The 18,958-nt window shown below is 29.9% G+C and carries 26 protein-coding genes and 1 pseudogene; all 27 read right to left on the bottom strand.

Going from position 1 to position 18,958, the window contains the following annotated elements; translation table 11 throughout:
* Nucleotides 1-68 precede the first annotated feature (68 nt).
* The 27 genes and pseudogenes from ACX0KU_RS12060 to ACX0KU_RS11930 all read right to left on the bottom strand — a co-directional run bounded on the left by ACX0KU_RS12060 (nucleotide 69) and on the right by ACX0KU_RS11930 (nucleotide 18,952).
* Entirely contained in the window at nucleotides 69-698 is a 630-nt protein-coding gene (locus ACX0KU_RS12060; protein ID WP_472990186.1) for a hypothetical protein, read from the bottom strand.
* A 71-nt stretch (nucleotides 699-769) separates the two neighbouring features.
* The gene (locus ACX0KU_RS12055) at nucleotides 770-1,579 is read right to left on the bottom strand and encodes a ferritin family protein (RefSeq protein WP_472990184.1); all 810 of its coding nucleotides are present in this window, start codon (nucleotides 1,577-1,579) and stop codon (nucleotides 770-772) included.
* 168 nt (nucleotides 1,580-1,747) lie between these two features.
* Nucleotides 1,748-2,137, bottom strand: coding sequence for a hypothetical protein (locus ACX0KU_RS12050; protein WP_472990183.1), 390 nt, complete (start codon nucleotides 2,135-2,137; stop codon nucleotides 1,748-1,750).
* 143 nt (nucleotides 2,138-2,280) lie between these two features.
* Nucleotides 2,281-2,757, bottom strand: coding sequence for a hypothetical protein (locus ACX0KU_RS12045; protein ID WP_472990181.1), 477 nt, complete (start codon nucleotides 2,755-2,757; stop codon nucleotides 2,281-2,283).
* 193 nt (nucleotides 2,758-2,950) lie between these two features.
* Nucleotides 2,951-3,127, bottom strand: a complete 177-nt coding sequence (locus ACX0KU_RS12040) for a hypothetical protein (RefSeq protein WP_472990180.1) — start codon at nucleotides 3,125-3,127, stop codon at nucleotides 2,951-2,953.
* Nucleotides 3,128-3,349: 222 nt separating this feature from the next.
* Nucleotides 3,350-3,514 (bottom strand): hypothetical protein, encoded by a 165-nt coding sequence (locus tag ACX0KU_RS12035; protein WP_472990179.1) that lies wholly within the window; start codon nucleotides 3,512-3,514, stop codon nucleotides 3,350-3,352.
* 61 nt (nucleotides 3,515-3,575) lie between these two features.
* A pseudogene (locus ACX0KU_RS12030) lies at nucleotides 3,576-3,704 on the bottom strand (YebC/PmpR family DNA-binding transcriptional regulator); the annotation flags it as partial.
* 237 nt (nucleotides 3,705-3,941) lie between these two features.
* Nucleotides 3,942-4,121 (bottom strand): hypothetical protein, encoded by a 180-nt coding sequence (locus ACX0KU_RS12025; protein WP_472990178.1) that lies wholly within the window; start codon nucleotides 4,119-4,121, stop codon nucleotides 3,942-3,944.
* Entirely contained in the window at nucleotides 4,122-4,850 is a 729-nt protein-coding gene (locus ACX0KU_RS12020) for an N-acetylmuramoyl-L-alanine amidase family protein (RefSeq protein WP_472990177.1), read from the bottom strand.
* A gap of 14 nt (nucleotides 4,851-4,864) precedes the next feature.
* Entirely contained in the window at nucleotides 4,865-5,104 is a 240-nt protein-coding gene (locus tag ACX0KU_RS12015; protein WP_472990176.1) for a BhlA/UviB family holin-like peptide, read from the bottom strand.
* A gap of 110 nt (nucleotides 5,105-5,214) precedes the next feature.
* Nucleotides 5,215-7,038, bottom strand: a complete 1,824-nt coding sequence (locus ACX0KU_RS12010; protein ID WP_472990174.1) for a polysaccharide deacetylase family protein — start codon at nucleotides 7,036-7,038, stop codon at nucleotides 5,215-5,217.
* Nucleotides 7,039-7,106: 68 nt separating this feature from the next.
* Nucleotides 7,107-8,762, bottom strand: a complete 1,656-nt coding sequence (locus ACX0KU_RS12005; RefSeq protein WP_472990172.1) for a phage tail spike protein — start codon at nucleotides 8,760-8,762, stop codon at nucleotides 7,107-7,109.
* A gap of 1 nt (nucleotide 8,763) precedes the next feature.
* Entirely contained in the window at nucleotides 8,764-9,468 is a 705-nt protein-coding gene (locus ACX0KU_RS12000) for a distal tail protein Dit (RefSeq protein WP_472990170.1), read from the bottom strand.
* The gene (locus tag ACX0KU_RS11995) at nucleotides 9,465-10,892 is read right to left on the bottom strand and encodes a phage tail tape measure protein (protein WP_472990169.1); all 1,428 of its coding nucleotides are present in this window, start codon (nucleotides 10,890-10,892) and stop codon (nucleotides 9,465-9,467) included. Before ACX0KU_RS11995 ends, ACX0KU_RS12000 begins: the two co-directional genes overlap by 4 nt.
* A gap of 256 nt (nucleotides 10,893-11,148) precedes the next feature.
* Nucleotides 11,149-12,012, bottom strand: a complete 864-nt coding sequence (locus ACX0KU_RS11990; RefSeq protein ID WP_472990168.1) for a hypothetical protein — start codon at nucleotides 12,010-12,012, stop codon at nucleotides 11,149-11,151.
* 132 nt (nucleotides 12,013-12,144) lie between these two features.
* Nucleotides 12,145-13,167, bottom strand: a complete 1,023-nt coding sequence (locus ACX0KU_RS11985) for a phage tail tape measure protein (protein WP_472990167.1) — start codon at nucleotides 13,165-13,167, stop codon at nucleotides 12,145-12,147.
* An 18-nt stretch (nucleotides 13,168-13,185) separates the two neighbouring features.
* The gene (locus tag ACX0KU_RS11980) at nucleotides 13,186-13,335 is read right to left on the bottom strand and encodes a hypothetical protein (RefSeq protein ID WP_472990166.1); all 150 of its coding nucleotides are present in this window, start codon (nucleotides 13,333-13,335) and stop codon (nucleotides 13,186-13,188) included.
* Between the two features lie 47 nt (nucleotides 13,336-13,382).
* Nucleotides 13,383-13,727, bottom strand: a complete 345-nt coding sequence (locus ACX0KU_RS11975; RefSeq protein ID WP_472990165.1) for a hypothetical protein — start codon at nucleotides 13,725-13,727, stop codon at nucleotides 13,383-13,385.
* 61 nt (nucleotides 13,728-13,788) lie between these two features.
* A complete protein-coding gene (locus ACX0KU_RS11970; RefSeq protein WP_472990164.1) occupies nucleotides 13,789-14,355 on the bottom strand; it encodes a major tail protein in 567 nt (188 codons plus the stop codon).
* Nucleotides 14,356-14,373: 18 nt separating this feature from the next.
* The gene (locus tag ACX0KU_RS11965) at nucleotides 14,374-14,706 is read right to left on the bottom strand and encodes a hypothetical protein (protein ID WP_472990162.1); all 333 of its coding nucleotides are present in this window, start codon (nucleotides 14,704-14,706) and stop codon (nucleotides 14,374-14,376) included.
* Complete coding sequence (locus tag ACX0KU_RS11960; protein WP_472990161.1) at nucleotides 14,703-15,074, bottom strand: HK97-gp10 family putative phage morphogenesis protein; 372 nt, start codon at nucleotides 15,072-15,074, stop codon at nucleotides 14,703-14,705. Before ACX0KU_RS11960 ends, ACX0KU_RS11965 begins: the two co-directional genes overlap by 4 nt.
* Nucleotides 15,074-15,403, bottom strand: a complete 330-nt coding sequence (locus tag ACX0KU_RS11955; protein WP_472990160.1) for a phage head closure protein — start codon at nucleotides 15,401-15,403, stop codon at nucleotides 15,074-15,076. The genes ACX0KU_RS11960 and ACX0KU_RS11955 overlap by 1 nt, the downstream gene beginning before the upstream one ends.
* Before the next feature lie 3 nt (nucleotides 15,404-15,406).
* Entirely contained in the window at nucleotides 15,407-15,700 is a 294-nt protein-coding gene (locus ACX0KU_RS11950; protein ID WP_472990159.1) for a head-tail connector protein, read from the bottom strand.
* A gap of 48 nt (nucleotides 15,701-15,748) precedes the next feature.
* Nucleotides 15,749-16,840: a phage major capsid protein gene (locus ACX0KU_RS11945; RefSeq protein WP_472990156.1), complete on the bottom strand. Its 1,092-nt coding sequence runs from the start codon at nucleotides 16,838-16,840 to the stop codon at nucleotides 15,749-15,751.
* 50 nt (nucleotides 16,841-16,890) lie between these two features.
* Nucleotides 16,891-17,502 (bottom strand): HK97 family phage prohead protease, encoded by a 612-nt coding sequence (locus ACX0KU_RS11940; RefSeq protein WP_472990155.1) that lies wholly within the window; start codon nucleotides 17,500-17,502, stop codon nucleotides 16,891-16,893.
* Nucleotides 17,489-18,739 carry a phage portal protein gene (locus ACX0KU_RS11935; protein WP_472990154.1) on the bottom strand — a complete coding sequence of 417 codons (1,251 nt, stop codon included), beginning with the start codon at nucleotides 18,737-18,739 and terminating at the stop codon, nucleotides 17,489-17,491. The genes ACX0KU_RS11940 and ACX0KU_RS11935 overlap by 14 nt, the downstream gene beginning before the upstream one ends.
* A gap of 6 nt (nucleotides 18,740-18,745) precedes the next feature.
* Nucleotides 18,746-18,952 (bottom strand): hypothetical protein, encoded by a 207-nt coding sequence (locus tag ACX0KU_RS11930; RefSeq protein WP_472990153.1) that lies wholly within the window; start codon nucleotides 18,950-18,952, stop codon nucleotides 18,746-18,748.
* Between the last annotated feature and the right edge of the window lie 6 nt (nucleotides 18,953-18,958).

The following is an 18,958-nucleotide window of genomic DNA, read 5'->3' as shown; positions in this document are numbered from 1 at the left end:
TTACCATTTCAGGTTATATTTATCAAGGAAGGCCACCTTTATTCATACAAAAAAATATGAAATGCCTATTATTCAGGCATTTCATATTTTATATCAAAATCTTTGATACCATCATTTAATTGTTCAATATTTTCAAACTGCATTAATTCATTACCTTTTACAATATTATCAATATCATTTTGTCTTAAACTTGTAAATTTCGTACCTGTTCCTTCTTTGCTCAATAAATTTCCATTTCCATCAAAGATATTTCCTTTATCATCACTTTTCACTATTACAATTTCATTATTTTCAATAAAAAGAATATATCGGTTTGGTTTGTATACTAAAGGATTTCTTACTAATTCAACTGTATTAGATTTTATATCTTTAAGCTTATATCCATACAGATTATACTTTTTTTCTATTTCCGATACTGTTTTACCTACTATTTCTTCTTCCTCTGCTGTTCTAGTTCTCTCAATAATAATCTTGTTATTTTTAGGTTGAATTTCAAATAATATTTCCCAATCTTTTTCAATTATCTTATTTAAAGTCTCATTATTATCTGCTTTTATTCCACTTACATCTATAGTTAAATTTTGTTCTTTAACATCTTTATTTTCAGTGTTTATATCTCTACCTATTAAATATCCCACTAAAAGAAACAGTATACTACACAAGACTAAAGTTAATGAAAAATATTTCTGTTTTTCCATAATATCACTCCTCATGTAGATATTATGGTCAAACTTTCTATTACTTATTCATTTTTAATAAATTTTATACTTTAATCTTTAATTAATTGAGGAAGTATATATTGTTGAAAGAAACTCTCTAAATCAACTTTTTCTTTTACTTTACCTAACAGTATTTCAACACCCTCTGCAATATATCTAGTTGCTATATCTTGCTTCATATTTAATATATCTCTTGATTCTGCTTTTTCATTATTTATAGAATAAGCATTTCTTACTCCTAAGATAATTCCCGGAATAACTATATTTTCAAAAATTTTTTCTTCTTTTATTTTTTCCTTAGCTTTGTCTAGAGTTACCCCTTTAGCTTCATTAATTGATGTACTAAACTTATCCATTTCTCTACATACTTTTTCTTTTATCTCACCTATATTTCCTTTGTGTATTGTATTTAAGTAAAGTATATAATTATATAAAATACCATGCCTTATCTCATCTGTTATTATCCCAAATAATAGTTCCTTATATTGATTATAAGGAAGGCCTTGGCTTATTTTTTTATATTTTTCCACTGCTCCCATTTCACTCATTAGTGCCATCTTTATTCCTTCTATATATGTCTTTGGTTTCTTAAAATCATCATCCTCATTTTCGATTTCCTCTGTAGTAAAATCTTTATATATTCTTTTAAATATCATATTATGTCTTTTCTCATCATTCTTTATTGATTCTATGATTTCTTTTTGTTCTTTAGTAGGTGCGAGCTTAATTAGATAGTTATAAAATGATTTATCTTCTTTTTCACCTTTAATAGATTCTTTTATAAGTTTAAGTGCTTCTTTTAAATTTTCTTGTGGGAAATTCATATAATATTGTTCCATATTATTTCTTACGTATGCCATTAACAATTTACCTCCTAAACTTCAATACCCTTATATACTATGAATTCACTTCAGAAATTGTAACTGTTAATGCGCAAAAATAAAAGCCACTTATTATGTGACTTTTATTTAATATTATTATATAAATAAAGTACCTATAAAGAACATTTTTTCAATTTAGTAACTATACTATTTTAACATTATCATATCTTTATCTTTAGAATTTTTTATAGTGCTAATTATATTTGAATTAATCACACTGGTAAAATCAAATATCTTAGCATCTCTAACTGAGTCAAACATTCTTATTATAGTGCTATTAGTTGAAGTATTTGCTTCATCAATAAGTTGGTCTTGACTTTTTACTTTTGATACATATATATCTAGCTCTTTATTATAAAACTTCTTAACAACTTTTTTTACAATATATTCACACTCTCCAAGAGTTGGAACAACTACGATATCTCCTATTTGAGTGGTTAGGTACATAATATTATCTGTTTCAATTCCTTGAATTATTTCTTCAAAAGAATCATAATTTTCATCTAAGCAAGAATAAAAATTAACTATAAAGTTCATCAAATATTGCCTCCTCAATTTATACCAGCACTTACTAATAATGTTACATGTAATATAATCATTCATATAAATTATATTAATCTCATACTTAAAATGTGCCTATATAAATGAGCTTTTTATTTAAAATTTTTATATTAAAACACTTATTCTATGCAATCTAACATCTTATCAATTCTCTTAACTAAAGCTTTATAGACATCTTCCGATTTCTTATTAATATCATAAACAAGATCTAGTGTATCTTTTATATTTGATTTTTTCCTAAAAAGAATATTAGAGTTACTTAAGTCACTAGCGGAAGATGCCAAATTTGATGAAGCCGATGTAATTCCAGTTAATGTAGTTAAGAGCGGTAATATACAATTGTTAAAATATTCTCTCTCACAAGGGTTTAAAGATAGTTTACAAAGTTCCTCTCTAATTATGTTTATATTTCTTAAATTAGCACTAGTTTCAGTGATAGTATCACTAATAGGCACTTCAAACTCTTGATTTTTATCTATTCTATCTTCTGCTTTTTCTGAAGATAAAGTTTCATCATCACTCTTATTACATTCTTTATTTAAATCTGTATCCACTTTTCTTCCTCCAACATTCATTGCTATATTACTTAATTTCATTTTTTATTTTTTATCTTAACTACCACATTAAGTAACGATTTCAAGCTTGATATGGAGCAAAACTCCTACAGAAACCAAGAATGATATTTATACTCATATAATTTTATGAAAAATCATTAATAAAAATTCCTAATCTATATATGGACAAAATAAAAAGACTATTGTTAGTCTCTATTCTTCCTTTAGAAATTACCTATTTAATATTAAGTTTTGCATTATTACACAGATAATTTAAGTGCTTAATTCCAACTTCTAATATTATACCTTTTTGTATAAATTCTTTCTCTATTTTTTCAATAATCTCTTGAAATGTCTTCTTATATTCATTTGCATCTAAGTCCATCACTTCTTCAACATGCCTTTTATCCATTATTACTTCTTCCCCTCTTATATACATCATATATTTATCATATATACGTAATATTATAAAAATATGGAGGGGTGTTAATAGAAATAAATAATCATCAATAAAAACATAAATAAGAATTACTACTGAGTACGCGCTCTTAGTAGTAATTCTTATTTAGAAAAAATCTTATATTTTATTAATTTACATTGAATTACGCACGTTCCTAAAATGGATCAATTATTTCTATCTATTAAGATCTTCCTTCAATTTTTCAATAATCATCTTTTCCACATTAAGATTTTCAGACAAAAATTTAAGAATTAAATCTAATTTTTTATTTAACTTTTCTATTTCTATTTTCTGCTCACTAACTTCGTTGTCAAGTCCCAGTATTATACTTTCTAGCATCTTTTACACACTCCTATTAATCTAATGTTCTCTAATACCATATCCTATAAATAAAAGATATTTATCCTTCCCACTCTTCTGGGAACTCTGCATTGTGGTAGATATCTTGAACATCATCATCATCCTCTAACATATCTAAAAGCTTTTGCGTTTGAGGCGCAGTCTCTATATCTACTGATACCATAAGGTCTACAGGTTTTTTCGATTTGTTTACATATGTGATTTATAACAAAACATTAAACGTATGTATGTCATTATAAAATAATTTTAAATTTCTTAACTTGAACCTAGTATACCATTATTAGCATTATCTGTTCAATACTCTATACAAAAAAAAGAAAAAAAAGGGTAAGTCAAAATTAATTGACCTACCCTATCCCTACCTATGTATAAAAATTCCCGCATTATATATGTATTTACTTATCTATTATAATTCTTTTGCATCTTTAGCCGTAGACTGTCCAAAATAAAAAGAAACTATCATTATGAATATAGTTTTAAATGGTTCATCTACAGTTATTTGTCTCAAAGTTAATATTACAAAAGTAAGAGTTAATAATAATGCTATAATCTTCTTTACACTTATTAACTTTTTTAATTCTTTCATTTAATACTCACCTCTCATTAGTTTTATCAATGTTTCACATGCCTTTTCAGTTTCCTCATTACCTTTAAATATGGAGTTCTCTCCTATAGGCTTCTTAGTTTTAGTAACCTGATTATAGAACTTTTGAAACTCTAAAGTATAATATTTAGATATGTCGCTATCCTTTTGAGTGATAGCAGATTTATTATCGTTTTGAACGATAACTTCTTTTCCTACTATTGCTTCAACAATTGCTTTTGCTACCTTATCTCTATATTCCTCACTCATTAATAGTAACTCATCCTGAGCATTAGAAATGAATCCTACCTCAACTAATATTCCTGCCATATTTGTATATTTAAGCACTGCAAAATTAGCTTCTTTAACTCCCCTGTTAGTTAATCCAGTTACTTTGATAAGTTTTGATTGCACCTTATTAGCATATTCCTTACCTTTAGAACTTCCAGTATAACAGAATGTCTCTATCCCATTTGCCTGAGAATTTTTGGCACTATTGCAATGTATAGATACAAATACATCTGTATTAGCTCTATTGGCTATATTCGCCCTTTCTGTTAGTTCCAAAGACATATCTATACTTCTAGTCAATACTTCACTATGTCCTAGTTTAATTGTATATACTGCACATCTTTTGGCTATGTCAAGAGTAAAATCCTTTTCTCTTGTATTTCTCTGCCCAATCGCTCCACTATCCTTGCCGCCATGTCCTGCATCATAACATATCTTCATGCAATCACACCTTTCTAATTATTTCTAAATACACATTCCTTAATATCCTCAACGTCCTTCTTAACATCTTCAACAATATTAAATTTGTCTGTAAGTGTTTTAATAATATCTTGATAATTCTTTTCTCTCTCATCATTTTGAACCTGTACTTTATCTACAAATTCTTTATAGTCTTTTCTATTATAAAACCAAAAGATTAACATCAGTCCTAGTATAGGACTTGACTTTACTATTTCTGTAAATAAACTTTCCAATTCTCCCACCTTCCTCTACATAAAAATAAGCAAAATAAAAGGACTATTTCTAGTCCATATTTTGCCTTTAAAACTTATTTAGTTGTGTCGTACTTTTAACCGATTGCGACTTAAACTTGCGTTCCTGTTGCATCTACCCATATGTTTGGTGCAGTTTTATACCAAACAGGCTTGCCAAGAGTTGTATCAAAAACCATATCACCTATATTTCTTACTAATTGTCCTGCGTTCCTTTGTGTTGTTGTTAAAGCCAAAGGTGTAACACGTAACCATGCACCCCATGTTGAAGTACCTTGCAACCAATATCTTCTGTATAAATTAGCACTATCAGTAGTTTCATATGTCTGATAAATATAATAGTCGTGATTTGCAGTTCTATCAGTTGTCAAAATACCACTCTTCCCTTCTGGGGCACCTGTTAAATCTGTAGTAATAAGACATTTTGTTATGCTATTTTTAGTGAAACCAGTTTTTCCATTCGTAGCAAGCGTGACAGTATTTGATGATAGTGCAATAACCGAATTTGCAACTTGCCACGCTGTCCATGTGTCCTCATCTATTTCATATCTGCGGTAGATTTCATTTGTGTTTCGTATCTTATATAATTGGTGTGCATACCCTTCTGATGGCAGAAGCTTACCTGTTGTATCAGTTGTTAATACCCCACCAACCGTCGATGGAAATCCAGTGTTATTAGAATTATCTATCCTAGTGTGATATATTCTTCTTCCTTTAAATGCTTTCGGTGGCGTGTCATTAGTGACAAGAAAACTACTATTTGTTACTACAACTGAATTTTGTAGTTCACTACCAACATAAGAACCGTCGCAACCTATTGCAAGGTGCTTCCTGTATATTGTGCTTCCCGTCCAATATCTTCCAATATCAACGATATTTCCTCGCCTATTTAATCCTTCGTTAAGTGTAACAACATCAATATTTAATGACTTAATATATTGAATTGTTTGCTCTAAATATTGTTGCTGTGTGGCCGTATGTTGTGGATCCCCACAATGCGTCATAATAATTAACCAACCATTATTGGCAACAGCTTGGTCAACGCTCCATTTATAGTAGTCTAAACTATCTGTTGGGAAAGGCGGTGTAGCCCATTGGTCGAAATAAGAACCTAGTGGCATAGCTGTCATATCCCATGTTTCGAGAGGAGCTAAGTTTATTCTCCCCTGTGCGTCTGTTATTCTTCCGCCTCGGTAATACTTACGAGCGATTTCGACAGTGTCATCATCCCTACCACTATATGGGTAGCAAACAGTGGTAACCTTTAAACCCATATTTTCAAGTGTTTCTTTGCCGACTTTCAACTCTGTTTCTTTTTCTGCGTATGTCGCCAGATTGGCTAAGTGTGCGTGTGTTTGTGTATGACCTGATATTTCCCAGCCTAAATTTTGTAGCATTAGTAAATCATTTTTTTTCATAAAATCTGCATATTCACTTGTGGACGCTGCCCTTTCACCTATTACAGCAGTAACCATTGGTATATTATATTCTTGAGATAAAGGTAAAAGCTTAGTCAGCACCTCAATTCTGCCATCATCATCAACTATGGTTACTAAAGGTGTTAATTTTCTCCATTTGTTTTGAAGTTCCCAATCAGACAGATTGAGTTTGTTCGCATTTTCTGCCAATTGCGACGAAACTCCATTTAATCTAGCTTGTAAATTATCATGTGTTGTACCACTAACAGTATCAATTCTAGCCTGTACAACTTCTGCTGAAGCATTACCTCCCATATTAATTATTTCTTGAAATGTGTCCTCGACTTCATCTTGTCTATCTTCAATAGTAGATTGTCTAGCTGTAGTATTTTCTACTTCTGTATTTATAGCTTCTATTCCAGTTGCTATAGACTCTCTTACGTCTTTCCCATATACCGCTTGTTTTATTTCCTGAGTATATTGTGTTATATCTGCCATATTCATCCCTTCCTTTTGTCTCTATTTGTAAATAAAAAAAGACCCTTGTAGGCCTTTAATTTGGACTCCTAATAAACTGCTTGTTCTAATAGGAATACCCTTTGTTGTAAATCTGTTATTGTATTTTCTAAATTAGATATATGTTGTGTTGTCGCAACGTTGTAGCCATTAGACTTTACTTGTCCTTTAAAATCACAATTGCCCCAAAAATAATTCCAGCCTTGTGAGCGTAAATCAAATCCACCACCACCGGGATAAACTGTAAATGAGCATCTAGGTGTTATTATTCCAAAGTCATATTCTCCTCCATTATAGGATGGGTCTGGTGCGTATCCTATAGAACCTAACTTGCTTAAATTATTATAAAAGTCTAGGTATTGGTCATGAAGTACAGTATAATTGTTGGTGTTAGATGTACGCATTAAATTAGCAATCATGTTATTTGTGGTAATGTCATCAAAAATACCTTCTATAGCTCTTAAAACTCCATTGCTATCTACAAAAAATACCTTCTGATTCTCATTTTCTATAGATATCCCTTCAGTAGCATTAAGTGTAGTTACAACCTTACCATCACTTCTCACAACCCTAATGCCAAAATCATTCCCAACTTGAACACCATTGTAGACACCATTGTTTTGTACACTAGACTTTCTTAAGTCATTTATACTTGTACTCAATTTAATTGGAAAATTAGCTATAGTAAGCTTAGGATCATACGGCTTTAATAAGTCTAAATCTATTTCTACAATTTTATATATACTATCTATAGCCATAACTGGATTAACTATATGTAGATTAACTCCTAACGTGAATTCCTCTGCTTTATTTCCACTTAAAAAGCTTAAATCCAATGCGTTAGATTCTAAGAGATATAGAGGTTGTGTGTACTTGTCTAAATCTGATAGACAAGCATTATACAAATCTGCGGCATCTTCAATCTCTCTATACTCTACTGTCTTTTCAATAATTCCATATGTATTTTTTGCATTAATATCTTCTATGTAATCTAATCCACCATTAACGGAACTTATAGTCAAGTTATTAGCTCCAAGTGGAATTATTCTAGTTCCAAGACTAGTTATATCCTTCCCTCTCACTATTTCCTTCATGTTAATACCTAATGTAATATCCACTATATTAAGACTAAAGTTCTGAAGCCAATCTAAATAAAGAATTCCATTTAGTTCTCTAACTCTAATATCCCCGCCTAGCTTCTCTTTAGCTTCTAGCAGTACTTCTAAACTGGTTTTAAATTCTCCATTAATAGATAAATCTCCAGCAACGTCTACGTTTCCAATTTGTATTTGCTTGATAGTGTCTACTTTACCATTGTGATTGTTTAATACTTGTGTTAAAAAATCCGTAGTATTGGAAGCTAGAATAGTGTTCCTTATTTTTGTATCATTGAAATAAGATAAAGCACCTTCACAAAGCACTTCTTTGTAGAATAATCCACTTGAATCCATTTTTTCATCTACATCAAGAACACGACCTGTAAATCTTATAGAGTTATCTCTTGTATCTATAACTTTTATTTTTGTAGTCAGTTCATACAATTTATCATATCCATTATTATTTATATAAATAGAAAAAGAAAGACTATCAACTTGTGACAATCCTTCTTTAATGTTTATTTTATTTAAGTGTGGTGCTTCTTTATCTTCACTTGGATAATGTATTGTAGTTTTAACATTATCGTTGTAAATACATGCCTTATACATACTATATCACCTCTTTCCTGAATGAAAACTTAATGTTACCAGTGCCATCTATAGTTATGTAATTATCACCACTTTTAAGTTTTAAATCGTAAAACTTATTATCTCCGACTGCTAAGTTATATATTTTATTATTAAAAGTAATACTCATATTAGTATCTACATTAATAACTGGAGTTACTAATCTACCAACATTAATTATATTTACTGTTTTACTGTCTACAACGTTAAATTCAGTATCCTGTGACACATCCATTTCAAAGTTAAATGTATCCCAAATATCTGAACCTTCTAAGTTCACCCCTGTTTTAAAGGGCTGACATATGAAAGTTACTGTTAGTTTACCAAACCTTATTAACTCTTCAAAATTTGGAGACTCTTCAACTTCTGCAAGAAAATAATAATCACAGATATCATCAAATATAAGCTTTTCTCTTCCTGTATCTTGTAGCCATTCAAGAATTTTAGAATATAGTATGTGTAGTTTCTCTTTAGATTTAGTTGGCAAACCCAAGGTAACTTGTATTTGTCTCTCTCCATATACAGGTTCACCATTAGTTCCAATAGTTGAAAAATCATATGTACCATTCATAAAAGGTACTGTTTCTTTAATCTTAACCTTAGCAGGAGATAGAATTTGTTTTCTTTCCATAAATAGTCTAAAATCTTTATAACTATGTAGATTATTAAATTTAAAACCCTTTATCATACTCCAACTCCCCTTCCTGCTAATTTAATATTAGTACCTTGTATTTTATCGCTATATGGTGCAATTATTTTAGCTATCTGTTGTCCATCCAAATTAACTGGTACTATTACTTCAACTTTACTGTTAGTGTTTGTATCATTTGTTGTTTTATTTAATTCATCTCGAATTAGATACCTCAAATCATCTAATGCTCCAACAAATTCTGGTCTTTTCTCACCTACTCCTATAATACTAGGTCTATCAAAAATACCCCCTTTATCATACCAATTAACACCTAGACTTGGTACTTTTGGAGGTAGACTTAATAAATCTAATTTACCAGTTACGCTGAAATGAGGTAGCTTAATTTTAGGTATTTTAAAATCAAACATATTGCTAAAGAAAGTTTTAACTTTAGTTGTAATATCCTTAACTTTACTTAATATGCTAGATAATTTACCACCTGTTATTGTATCAAGTGCTACAAATCCAGTAGACCATAGGTTTTTAATTCCATTTATAGCTGTTAATACAACCCCACTAATTATGTTCATATTTCCTGTAAATATTTGTTTAATGCCACCTAAATCACCTGAAAATACTCTTTTCATACCTTCCATAATATCAGCGATACCATTTAACAACCAATCAAACTTATCAACTACAAAACTTGTAATTGCATTTACGATATCAGTAATGGATTTTTTAATACTATTAAAAATATTAGAAATATTTGTTTTCAGTTCATTAGCTTTAGATTTTATAGTGTCCCAGTTTTTATATAATAGCACTCCTACTGCAATTAATGCCGTTATTGCACCTATTGCAATACCTATAGGACTAGATAAAAAAGCTATTATTCCTCCTGCTTCTGCTATTGCTAAACTAGCAGTTCCTACTGCTCCTGTTATTACACCAAAAGAACTAATTAGAGTACCTATTGTTACAATAGCAGGGCCGATTGCCGCAACTAATAATCCTACCTTTACTATAGTTTCTTGTTGTGCTGGACTTAAATTATTGAATTTATCTGCAAGTATTTGTATTCCTGAAGATATTTTTTCTACAATTGGTGTTAAACTATCTCCTAGTTTTATACTAGCATTTTTAAGCTTATTCAGAGACTTTTCTAGTCTATTACCAGCAGTGTCATTTACCTTTTTAAAAGCTTCATCTGTTGCTCCTGCACTATTGCCCATAGTCTTAAGCATATCATTAAAATCTTTACCAGAGTTTGTACTTAAAATTAACGCTGCTTTCCCAGCTTCGGCACTTCCAAACATATCTGAAAGACTTTTATTATTTTTCTTAGCATAATCATTCATACTAGCAAGAACATCACCAACCGTTTTACCACTTGCAATAAGTTCAGAGAATGATTTTCCCGTTGCTTCTTTTATAACTTTACTTGCCGTAGTTCCACTCTTACCCATCTCATTAAACATAGAGTTCATATCAATTTTATTATCCTATAGGCTCTTTATCCTATAGTTCTATATGTTTCCATATAGCTTAGACTATATCTTCACCTACGACTTTACGTTTAGGTGTTCGGCACTCTTGGGGGAAATTATTCTTTTGGCTAGTCATTCCCCTAGTCGTTGCACCTTCCTAGTTACTTTTATACCATTCACTAAGCTTGGCTCATGATTAGCATATTAAATGTTTATTTTTAAGCATTATAAAAGAGTGTCTATGGTATTAAAACACTCTTTTATTATTTATAAAACACGTATATTGTTTTTTTGTATTATTCTTATAACCATAAATACTATGGAATTCTTTATGGCATATTTCACATAACGTTGTTCCGTTTTTTATATCATTTCTTTTCTCAACACACCAATTATAACCATCTAAATGATGTGCATTGAGATTACCACCTGTATCATCTCCACAACATTGACAAGTATAATTATCTCTTTCATATACTTGTTTTCTCCATTCCTTATAGCCATCCATAAATCTTCCTAACTGTCTATCTTCTTCTGTTAGTTCATAATTGTAATTAGGATTATTTTCACCCTTGAAGAGATTAGAATGGAAAATATTTTTACACTCCATAGAACAAAAATTAAATTGGTTTCTTTCATATAGTGAATTAGCAATCTCTAATTCTTCACCGCAATGATCACATTTACAAGATATAGTGGAAAGTTTATGGGTATATTCTGAATGACACTTTTTTGAACAAAATTCCTGCTCTTTATTTGCATAACTATATACAAAATCTTTATCACAGTTTTTGCATGTCTTTTGCTTTTGTTCTTTGGTATATGAAATATCTTTATTTTTACATTCAACGGAACAAAAATGCCTTTTACTTCTATTAAATTGATATTTAGTTAATTCTATTTCTTTCCCGCATAAATCACAAGCATATTTAATGCTTCCACCACGATAATTAGGATTATTTTCTCTCGCTTGAAAAATTGAAACCCCTTTATTAGAACATGATTTTGAGCAAAAATGGTTTTTGCTTCTCTTAAATACATAAGGGGTAAGATTCAATTCCTTTCCACAAACATCACATTCGCATTTTATTTTTTCTAATTTCTTAGGCATAAAAAACAACTCTCCTATTAGTTTATCCTATATTTATATTATACCATTTTTAATACCATTTTTTGCTTAAAAGTAATCGATATTTAACTTAGCCTTCCATGAATTCACCGAATTATTGCCCTAATATTTCTATTAGGCGGCCCTATATTCCTCTAAGGTCGTTGTTTCAGCTGCCTTAATACCTTTTGCAGTCATAATTGCATAACCACTTGCTACTTGTTCAAGATTAACACCTAAGCTATTAGCTGTAGGAATAACTTTTCCCATAGAACTACTTAGTTCAGCAACTGTTACTTTACCCTTGTTCTGGGTTTGAATAAGTACATCAGATACTTTGTTTACTTCACTACTTTTTAATCCATAAGAATTAAGTATTGTAGTAAGCAAATCTAGAGATTGTCCAGCTTCTGCAAATCCAGCTTTAGCAAGTTTAGTTGAATTAGATACAAAGTTAACTGCATCCCCTGTGCTTTGACCTGCTGATATTGCGTCATAAACATTGTTAGCTATTTCGGTTGAAGCAATGCCTGTATCATTAGATAGTTTTAAAATTCCTTTTCGCAAATCTTCAATAGGAACTTCTGCATTATTGGATATTGTACCAACCTTAGCTATACTATTTTCAAAATCTATAGCCATTTTAGCACTAGCTGTTCCTATTGCTACAAGTGGGGCAGTAATCTTCGCAGATAAATTCTTTCCTACATCTTGCATTTTTTTACCTACGTTTTGCATTGTAGTGCCAATATTGCTAAGCCTTTCACCCAACTGTGTCCATCTGCTTTCTTGCGTCCTTATACTGTCATTTGTTTCTGTTAGTTGTCTTTGTAAATTATTAAGTCTCGCTTGTGCATTATTGTATTGTACAGCAAGTTGTTGTGTTTCTCTGCTATTTTCACCTGTTGCAGTTAGCGATTGTTCATATGCTTTTCTTAATTCTTCTACTTTTTCCTGTTGTAGTCCAACACTTCTATTAAGAAAATCTGCTCTAGTTCTTAATTGATCTGTACTATTCCCAAATCTACCTAAAGCACTACTAGCATTTCTAAACTCTGCTTGTGCAACATTTAATTGTCTGTTTATATTATTGATTCCCTGTTGAAACCCTTGAGAATTAAGTCCTATATTGACTTGTAAATTTCCTACCTCTGCCATATTTCCACCTCCCATCTATTAAAACAAAATATCATCTATGTATCCCGACTCTTCTTTCTCACTTTTAATTCCATTAACATCCTTATATACATCATATAAAGCAAATAATTTCCTCGGAGTGCATCTCCAAAATTCATTTTCACTCATTTTTAACAATACTGTTGCCATATAAAAAAGCCATGCCCAATCCCAAGTATTAGAATTGTCATGGTCATCTAGTTTTTTTCTTTTTCTATTTCCCCTATATCATTACTCTCTATTTCTGGCATAGCACTACTTAAAGAATTACTTATAATAGCACTAACTTCTCCTATATTTTGCATTGTAATTAATTGTCCTACTTCACTTAAAGTTAATGTATCATCGTCTGTTTTTAATCCTGCATACAAAAGTGCTCTAACTGCTTTCATACTACCCTTTCCAAGTCCTTCAAATGCCTTGTTTATATCTCCAAAAATTTCTTCAAGTTCGCAAAATGCGTTTAAGTCAAAATTTATTTTTCTTTCTTTATCTAATTTAATTACTATTCCATTATTTCTTATGTCTTTTCCTTTAACCAATTTAACTACCTCCAATTTCTATCTAAAAATAAAAAGCACCCTAGTTAAAGAGTGCTTTATCTTATACAGTTGGTACTGCTGGAACTGCTGTAAACCATGCGTCTAGTATAGTTTCATCTGCTCCTGTTGCATCTTCGTCTGCTATAAGTCTATAATTTCCGTCAAACTCTCTAGCATAAAAAGTACCTTTTAATTTAGCTGTTTTTGTGTCTTTGGTATTTGTTTCAGTTGCAAATTCATCTTCTGTTATTTCAAAAGAACCTTTGTATAGCCACACAAATCTATGCTTTCCATTTGACTTTTTACTTTTGAATCCTAGTGCTACAGTTGGTGCTATATCCTCTTTAGATTCTATTAGTACACCTTTAACAACTTTTGCACCTTGTAGTAATGCCCTGCTTTCAAGAGATAATTGATTCAATTCTATTTCTACATCTATACTATCAAAACTATTTATAGTTTCTTCTACAGAATCATCACTGTATAATTTCTCACTATTTGTTTTAGGTGCTATCTTTGCATTAATTGCTCTTTCTAGCAGTGTTGGAGTGTCGTATGTTACCCCTGTACTATCATCTTTTGTCAAAGTTGCAATTGTAAACTGTTTTAATCCCACTTGTCTTGCCATTATTTATCTACCTCACTTTTAATTTTTATTTTCTAAATAAAAAAATCTGAAAACATGATTATAAAATCCTGTATCAGACTCAAATAAATCATATTCACTTAATCTCTTAAATCCTGCATTGTTTAATAATTCTTTTACTTGATCCACTATATTATTATAATTATCCTTGCTAAATACATTTAGTTGTATATAATGTCCTGTCGTTTCCTCTGTATCTTCGCTAATGTCTGCACTTTCACATAAATATTCTACAAAAGTAATATATGTAGTCGCTGAACCTGTATATTTAATAAAAACAGTCGGAATATTAAGAGGTTTAAGAGTATCTATAATCAATTTGTTTATATTCATAATCCCAACCCCTTCCTAACTTCATCTGCAATTGTTTCTTGTATTTCTTCTTTTTTGCTTTGATAAGCTCTAGACATAAAAGGGTTCGCACTCATTTTAGTTGTTCCAAACTCAACAAATTTTCCATACCAACTTTTATCATTTGTCCCTACTTGCACATATGAACCTTCTTTATTTTTCTTTATTTTACCAACTTCTATATTATCTTTAAGATTTCCAGAATCAGTTGGTGCTTCTTTCTGTATTTCTTCTTGTAACACTTCACCTGCTTTTTTTAGTGCGGCATTCTCTATTTTCTTTCCTTCCTTGCCCATTTCCTCAAGTCTATTAAGTAATTCTTGCATACCTTCTAATTCAATTCCAGACATTACTCAATCACCTCAGCAACTAACTCTACAAACTCATTACTTTCATTATAATTATTTACATAAGTTATATTATAGAGTTTATCTTTATATTTTATTTTCATATCTGTATTTATAACTTTATCTTTCCTATACCTAATCACAAATCTAGTTATAATCTTAGAATAATCAGCACCAGCTTTAAATATTTCAGTCCCACTCATGTTAGAGATTTTAGACCAGCATTTACAATACTCAACTTCCTGCTCAGTTTCAAATCCATAATCATCTTGTATATTTTGTATTGATAATATAGAAATACGTTTATTAAGTTCAGATATTTTAATGTTCATAATCTACACCACCGTTTCATTAATGGGGTAATTACTCAACTTATCTAATATAGTAGTTACTATTCTATCTTGTTTAGTTTTTTCAAGTATTTCACAACTTCTATTTTCATACATATCCTTTATAGCTTTCTTTTGTACTAATCTTGCAAGTTTTACTGCCTTCTCATCTATCTTATAACCTTCACCTACACAACTATCTATGTATATTTCAGAAACTTCAATTAACTCTTGTAATAATATATCTTCCTCTGTATAATCATCCAATCTTAGATAATCTTTAATTTCATCTAAAGTCATTTACTCACCTTCTTATTAAGAAAGGGCAGGATTAACCTACCCCATTAATTAAAATTCAATTCTTTTAATACTTCTAGTTGAACCTTTAACAACGGCAAATCTTTCTAATATTCTTGTTTTAACAGTATCATCGTTAAATCCTGCTTCTGTACTTCTAGCTATTGTAACTGCTTTTCTATCACAGAATTTAACAGCCTCTTTCATATTTGCTATGTAGAATATCTTTGTCTTACCTTCTGTTACTACAGGTAGTAAAGTATCATCAACAACAATTAATTCTTTACCATTAAAATAGAATTTTCCATTCATTTCAGTAACTAAATTTAATGGTCTCTTTTGTGTGTCTTTTGCATTCTTAAGATAAGCAAAACCTTCTACATTTGTTATAGTAACTAAGCCAACTTTAACAGATGGTAAAGACTTATCCATAGCCATTTGTACATCACTATAATCTATTGCTCCATCAATAGCAGTTGCATTATCTTTTATAACTTTTAAAATTTTAGTATTTTCTGCTACTGTAACTATTTCTGCAAAGTTTTTCTTAACTAAACCTTCTATTTCAACTTCTGCATCATCAACAGTTTCAGAAGATAATGATTGTATAAGACCATGTTTAGCACACTTAAATGTTAAATCAGTTGTAACAAGTGTTCCATCTACTATATTATCTCCCTCAACTACTTCTGGAAGTGTATTTTGGTCAAGATCAACAACAGGAATCGTACCCTCATTCTTAACAACTGGAATTACATCACAATATTCTTTTACAGACCCAAAACCTTTTTTAATTTCTTGTAGCTGATTTACAAATTGTTTAGGAATAACTGCACTATTATCAACAGTTGTAATAGTTGCTCTTTCTTCTTGTGTCATTTCTTTACCCATAACCTTTTTTACTAAACTTCTCATCTCATTAACTTTTTCCATTCTTTCATTACCTCTCTTTTCATTATTTTTTTGTGTTTCTAATGATTGTCTTTCTTCTTGTTCTTGCTCCTCAGCAAGTTTTAATAATTCTTTAGCTTGTCTTATTTCTTCTTTCAATGCCTTTGCACTATCAACATCCCTAGCTTCAATTTTCTTTCCTAACTCTTCAGTTTTAGTTGTTATTTCTTGTCTTAATTCTTCTATTTTCATTAATATCTACCATCCTTTTATTTTTATTTTTGGGTATAAAAAAGAACTACTTAAAGTAATTCATTTGATATTTTTATAAGTTCTAATTCTGTTTTTAAATCTAATAATTCTTTTTCTTGTTGTATCTTTTGCCTTTCTTCTGCAAGTAACTCTTTTGCTCTTGTAAATACCGTTGTATCAGTATATTGAGGTATACATAAAACAGAACCCTCATATAATTCTACTTTTAATAGGGTACGTGTAATTGTATCTTTTTCACTGTTATAATTAATATCTTCTTCAACGCATGAAAATCCAAAACTACATCCAGCAATTAAGCCTTCTTTTACTAATTCAATGGTATCTTTTGCATAACTAAGATTGTTATTAATAGTAGCTTTAAATCTTAGACCAATATTATCAGTTTCAAGTTCTAAAGTTCCTGTCTTAGTAGATGCTAAAGGTTTACTCCAGTCATGATGATAAAGTAAAAATATATTATGTCCATCTTTTAAAGTATTATCAAAAGCCCCTCTGTCAATTTGTTCATAATATCCTTCCCACAATTCTGTTAAACTATTAAATTTAGCTATGTATCCTTCTATAACAACATTTTTATTATCTTCAGTTGCTTGTCTTATTTCATATTGCTCTATGTTTCGAAATTCTCTATTTTCTGTCATCTTCATCACCTCCTCCACTATCAGATTTATTATTTTTTAAATAACTAACATTGCCATTAATCAAATCTTTCAATAGTATCTGCCCACTTGGAAGTGTGACAATTGGTTCTCCACCTAATCTTGGTACACCTAAAATACCTCTAGCATAATCTAAATCATAGACACCATTCTTAACGTAAGAATTTATTACATCAGCTTGTGTTTTAGAATCTGTTCTAAGTAGCACGTTAATATTGAATCTTATTTTATAACCTTGCTTTCTTTCCATACTTGTAAGTAATTTATAATCCATCTCTTGCTCTATCTGTTCAAAGATTACTAACAAACATTCGCCTAAATATTTTATATTGTCCTGTTCCTCACTTTTAGCATTTTCTTTTACAAGTCCAAGTTTTGTCAGTGGAACTCTAAAACTCATAGCAATTTCTTCTTTACTTAATTTTCTAAGTTCTGTAAATTGTACATCACTTAGAGTTAAGGAAAGTGGCGTTACAGTATACCCAGCAGGAATAGTAAATATTTTGTTTGTGCTACTATAAATCCTACTAAATTTATCTTGAATTTTATTTAATTCTTTTTCATCCTTTATATCAGATGTTAGCTGTATGGCTAGTTTGTTGGTTAGAGAATTTGTAAATAATTTATTCAAATGATTTTGACTTTTTATAGATGTATCTATACTTTCTCCTAAAATACTTCTATTGGCTTTACCTTTTATACCGTCTAAAGTAAAATCTCTTAAAATTATTATATCTTTATCAAAACAACTCCCTATTTCACAATCAACACTTTCATAATCCCATAAAATCTTATTGTTTTTAACACCTTTTATTAATCCAGCATTATCTATAGTGCAATTAGTAATTTTTACAGGGTATAATCCTTCGATTTTATTCCCTTTTCTATTTATAAATAACCCAGCATATCCATTATGTTTGGATAAAGCTACAAAAGTTTTGTAACAATCTATAGCACTCATATAAATATTAGGTCTTAATCTTAACAAGTCATATAAATAGTGTTCTTTAGCCAATAATTCACCTTTATCAGTTTCTTTTTTTACTTGTACAGTACATTTGGCAACATCCTGAGATATATTATTTATACAACTAAAATATGTACTTTCTCGCATTTCCATTTCAAATGGTGTAATGTCATAACCATTTTCAAATGTATATATATCTTTCCAATCATTTACGGTTACATCACTTCTTTTTTCAATCCTATCAAATATCATTATTTATCACCTCTTTTCCCTTCTAAATTTATATAGAAATACACTTAAAGCTATTAAAATCAAGCCTGAAAAGTACAATCCAAACCTAATAGAAATAGAAAAGTTGGTAATAATTATTATAACTGCACCTAATAAAAAAAGACTTTCTATAATAAATAACTCATTATAAATAGTCTTTTCTAATAATTTATTAAGTTTTTCTTTAAATTTCATATTATC

Source organism: Clostridium sp. X (genome assembly GCF_055755365.1).
The sequence above is the reverse complement of the archived record's forward strand: the minus strand, read 5'-3'. Positions and strand labels throughout refer to the sequence as shown.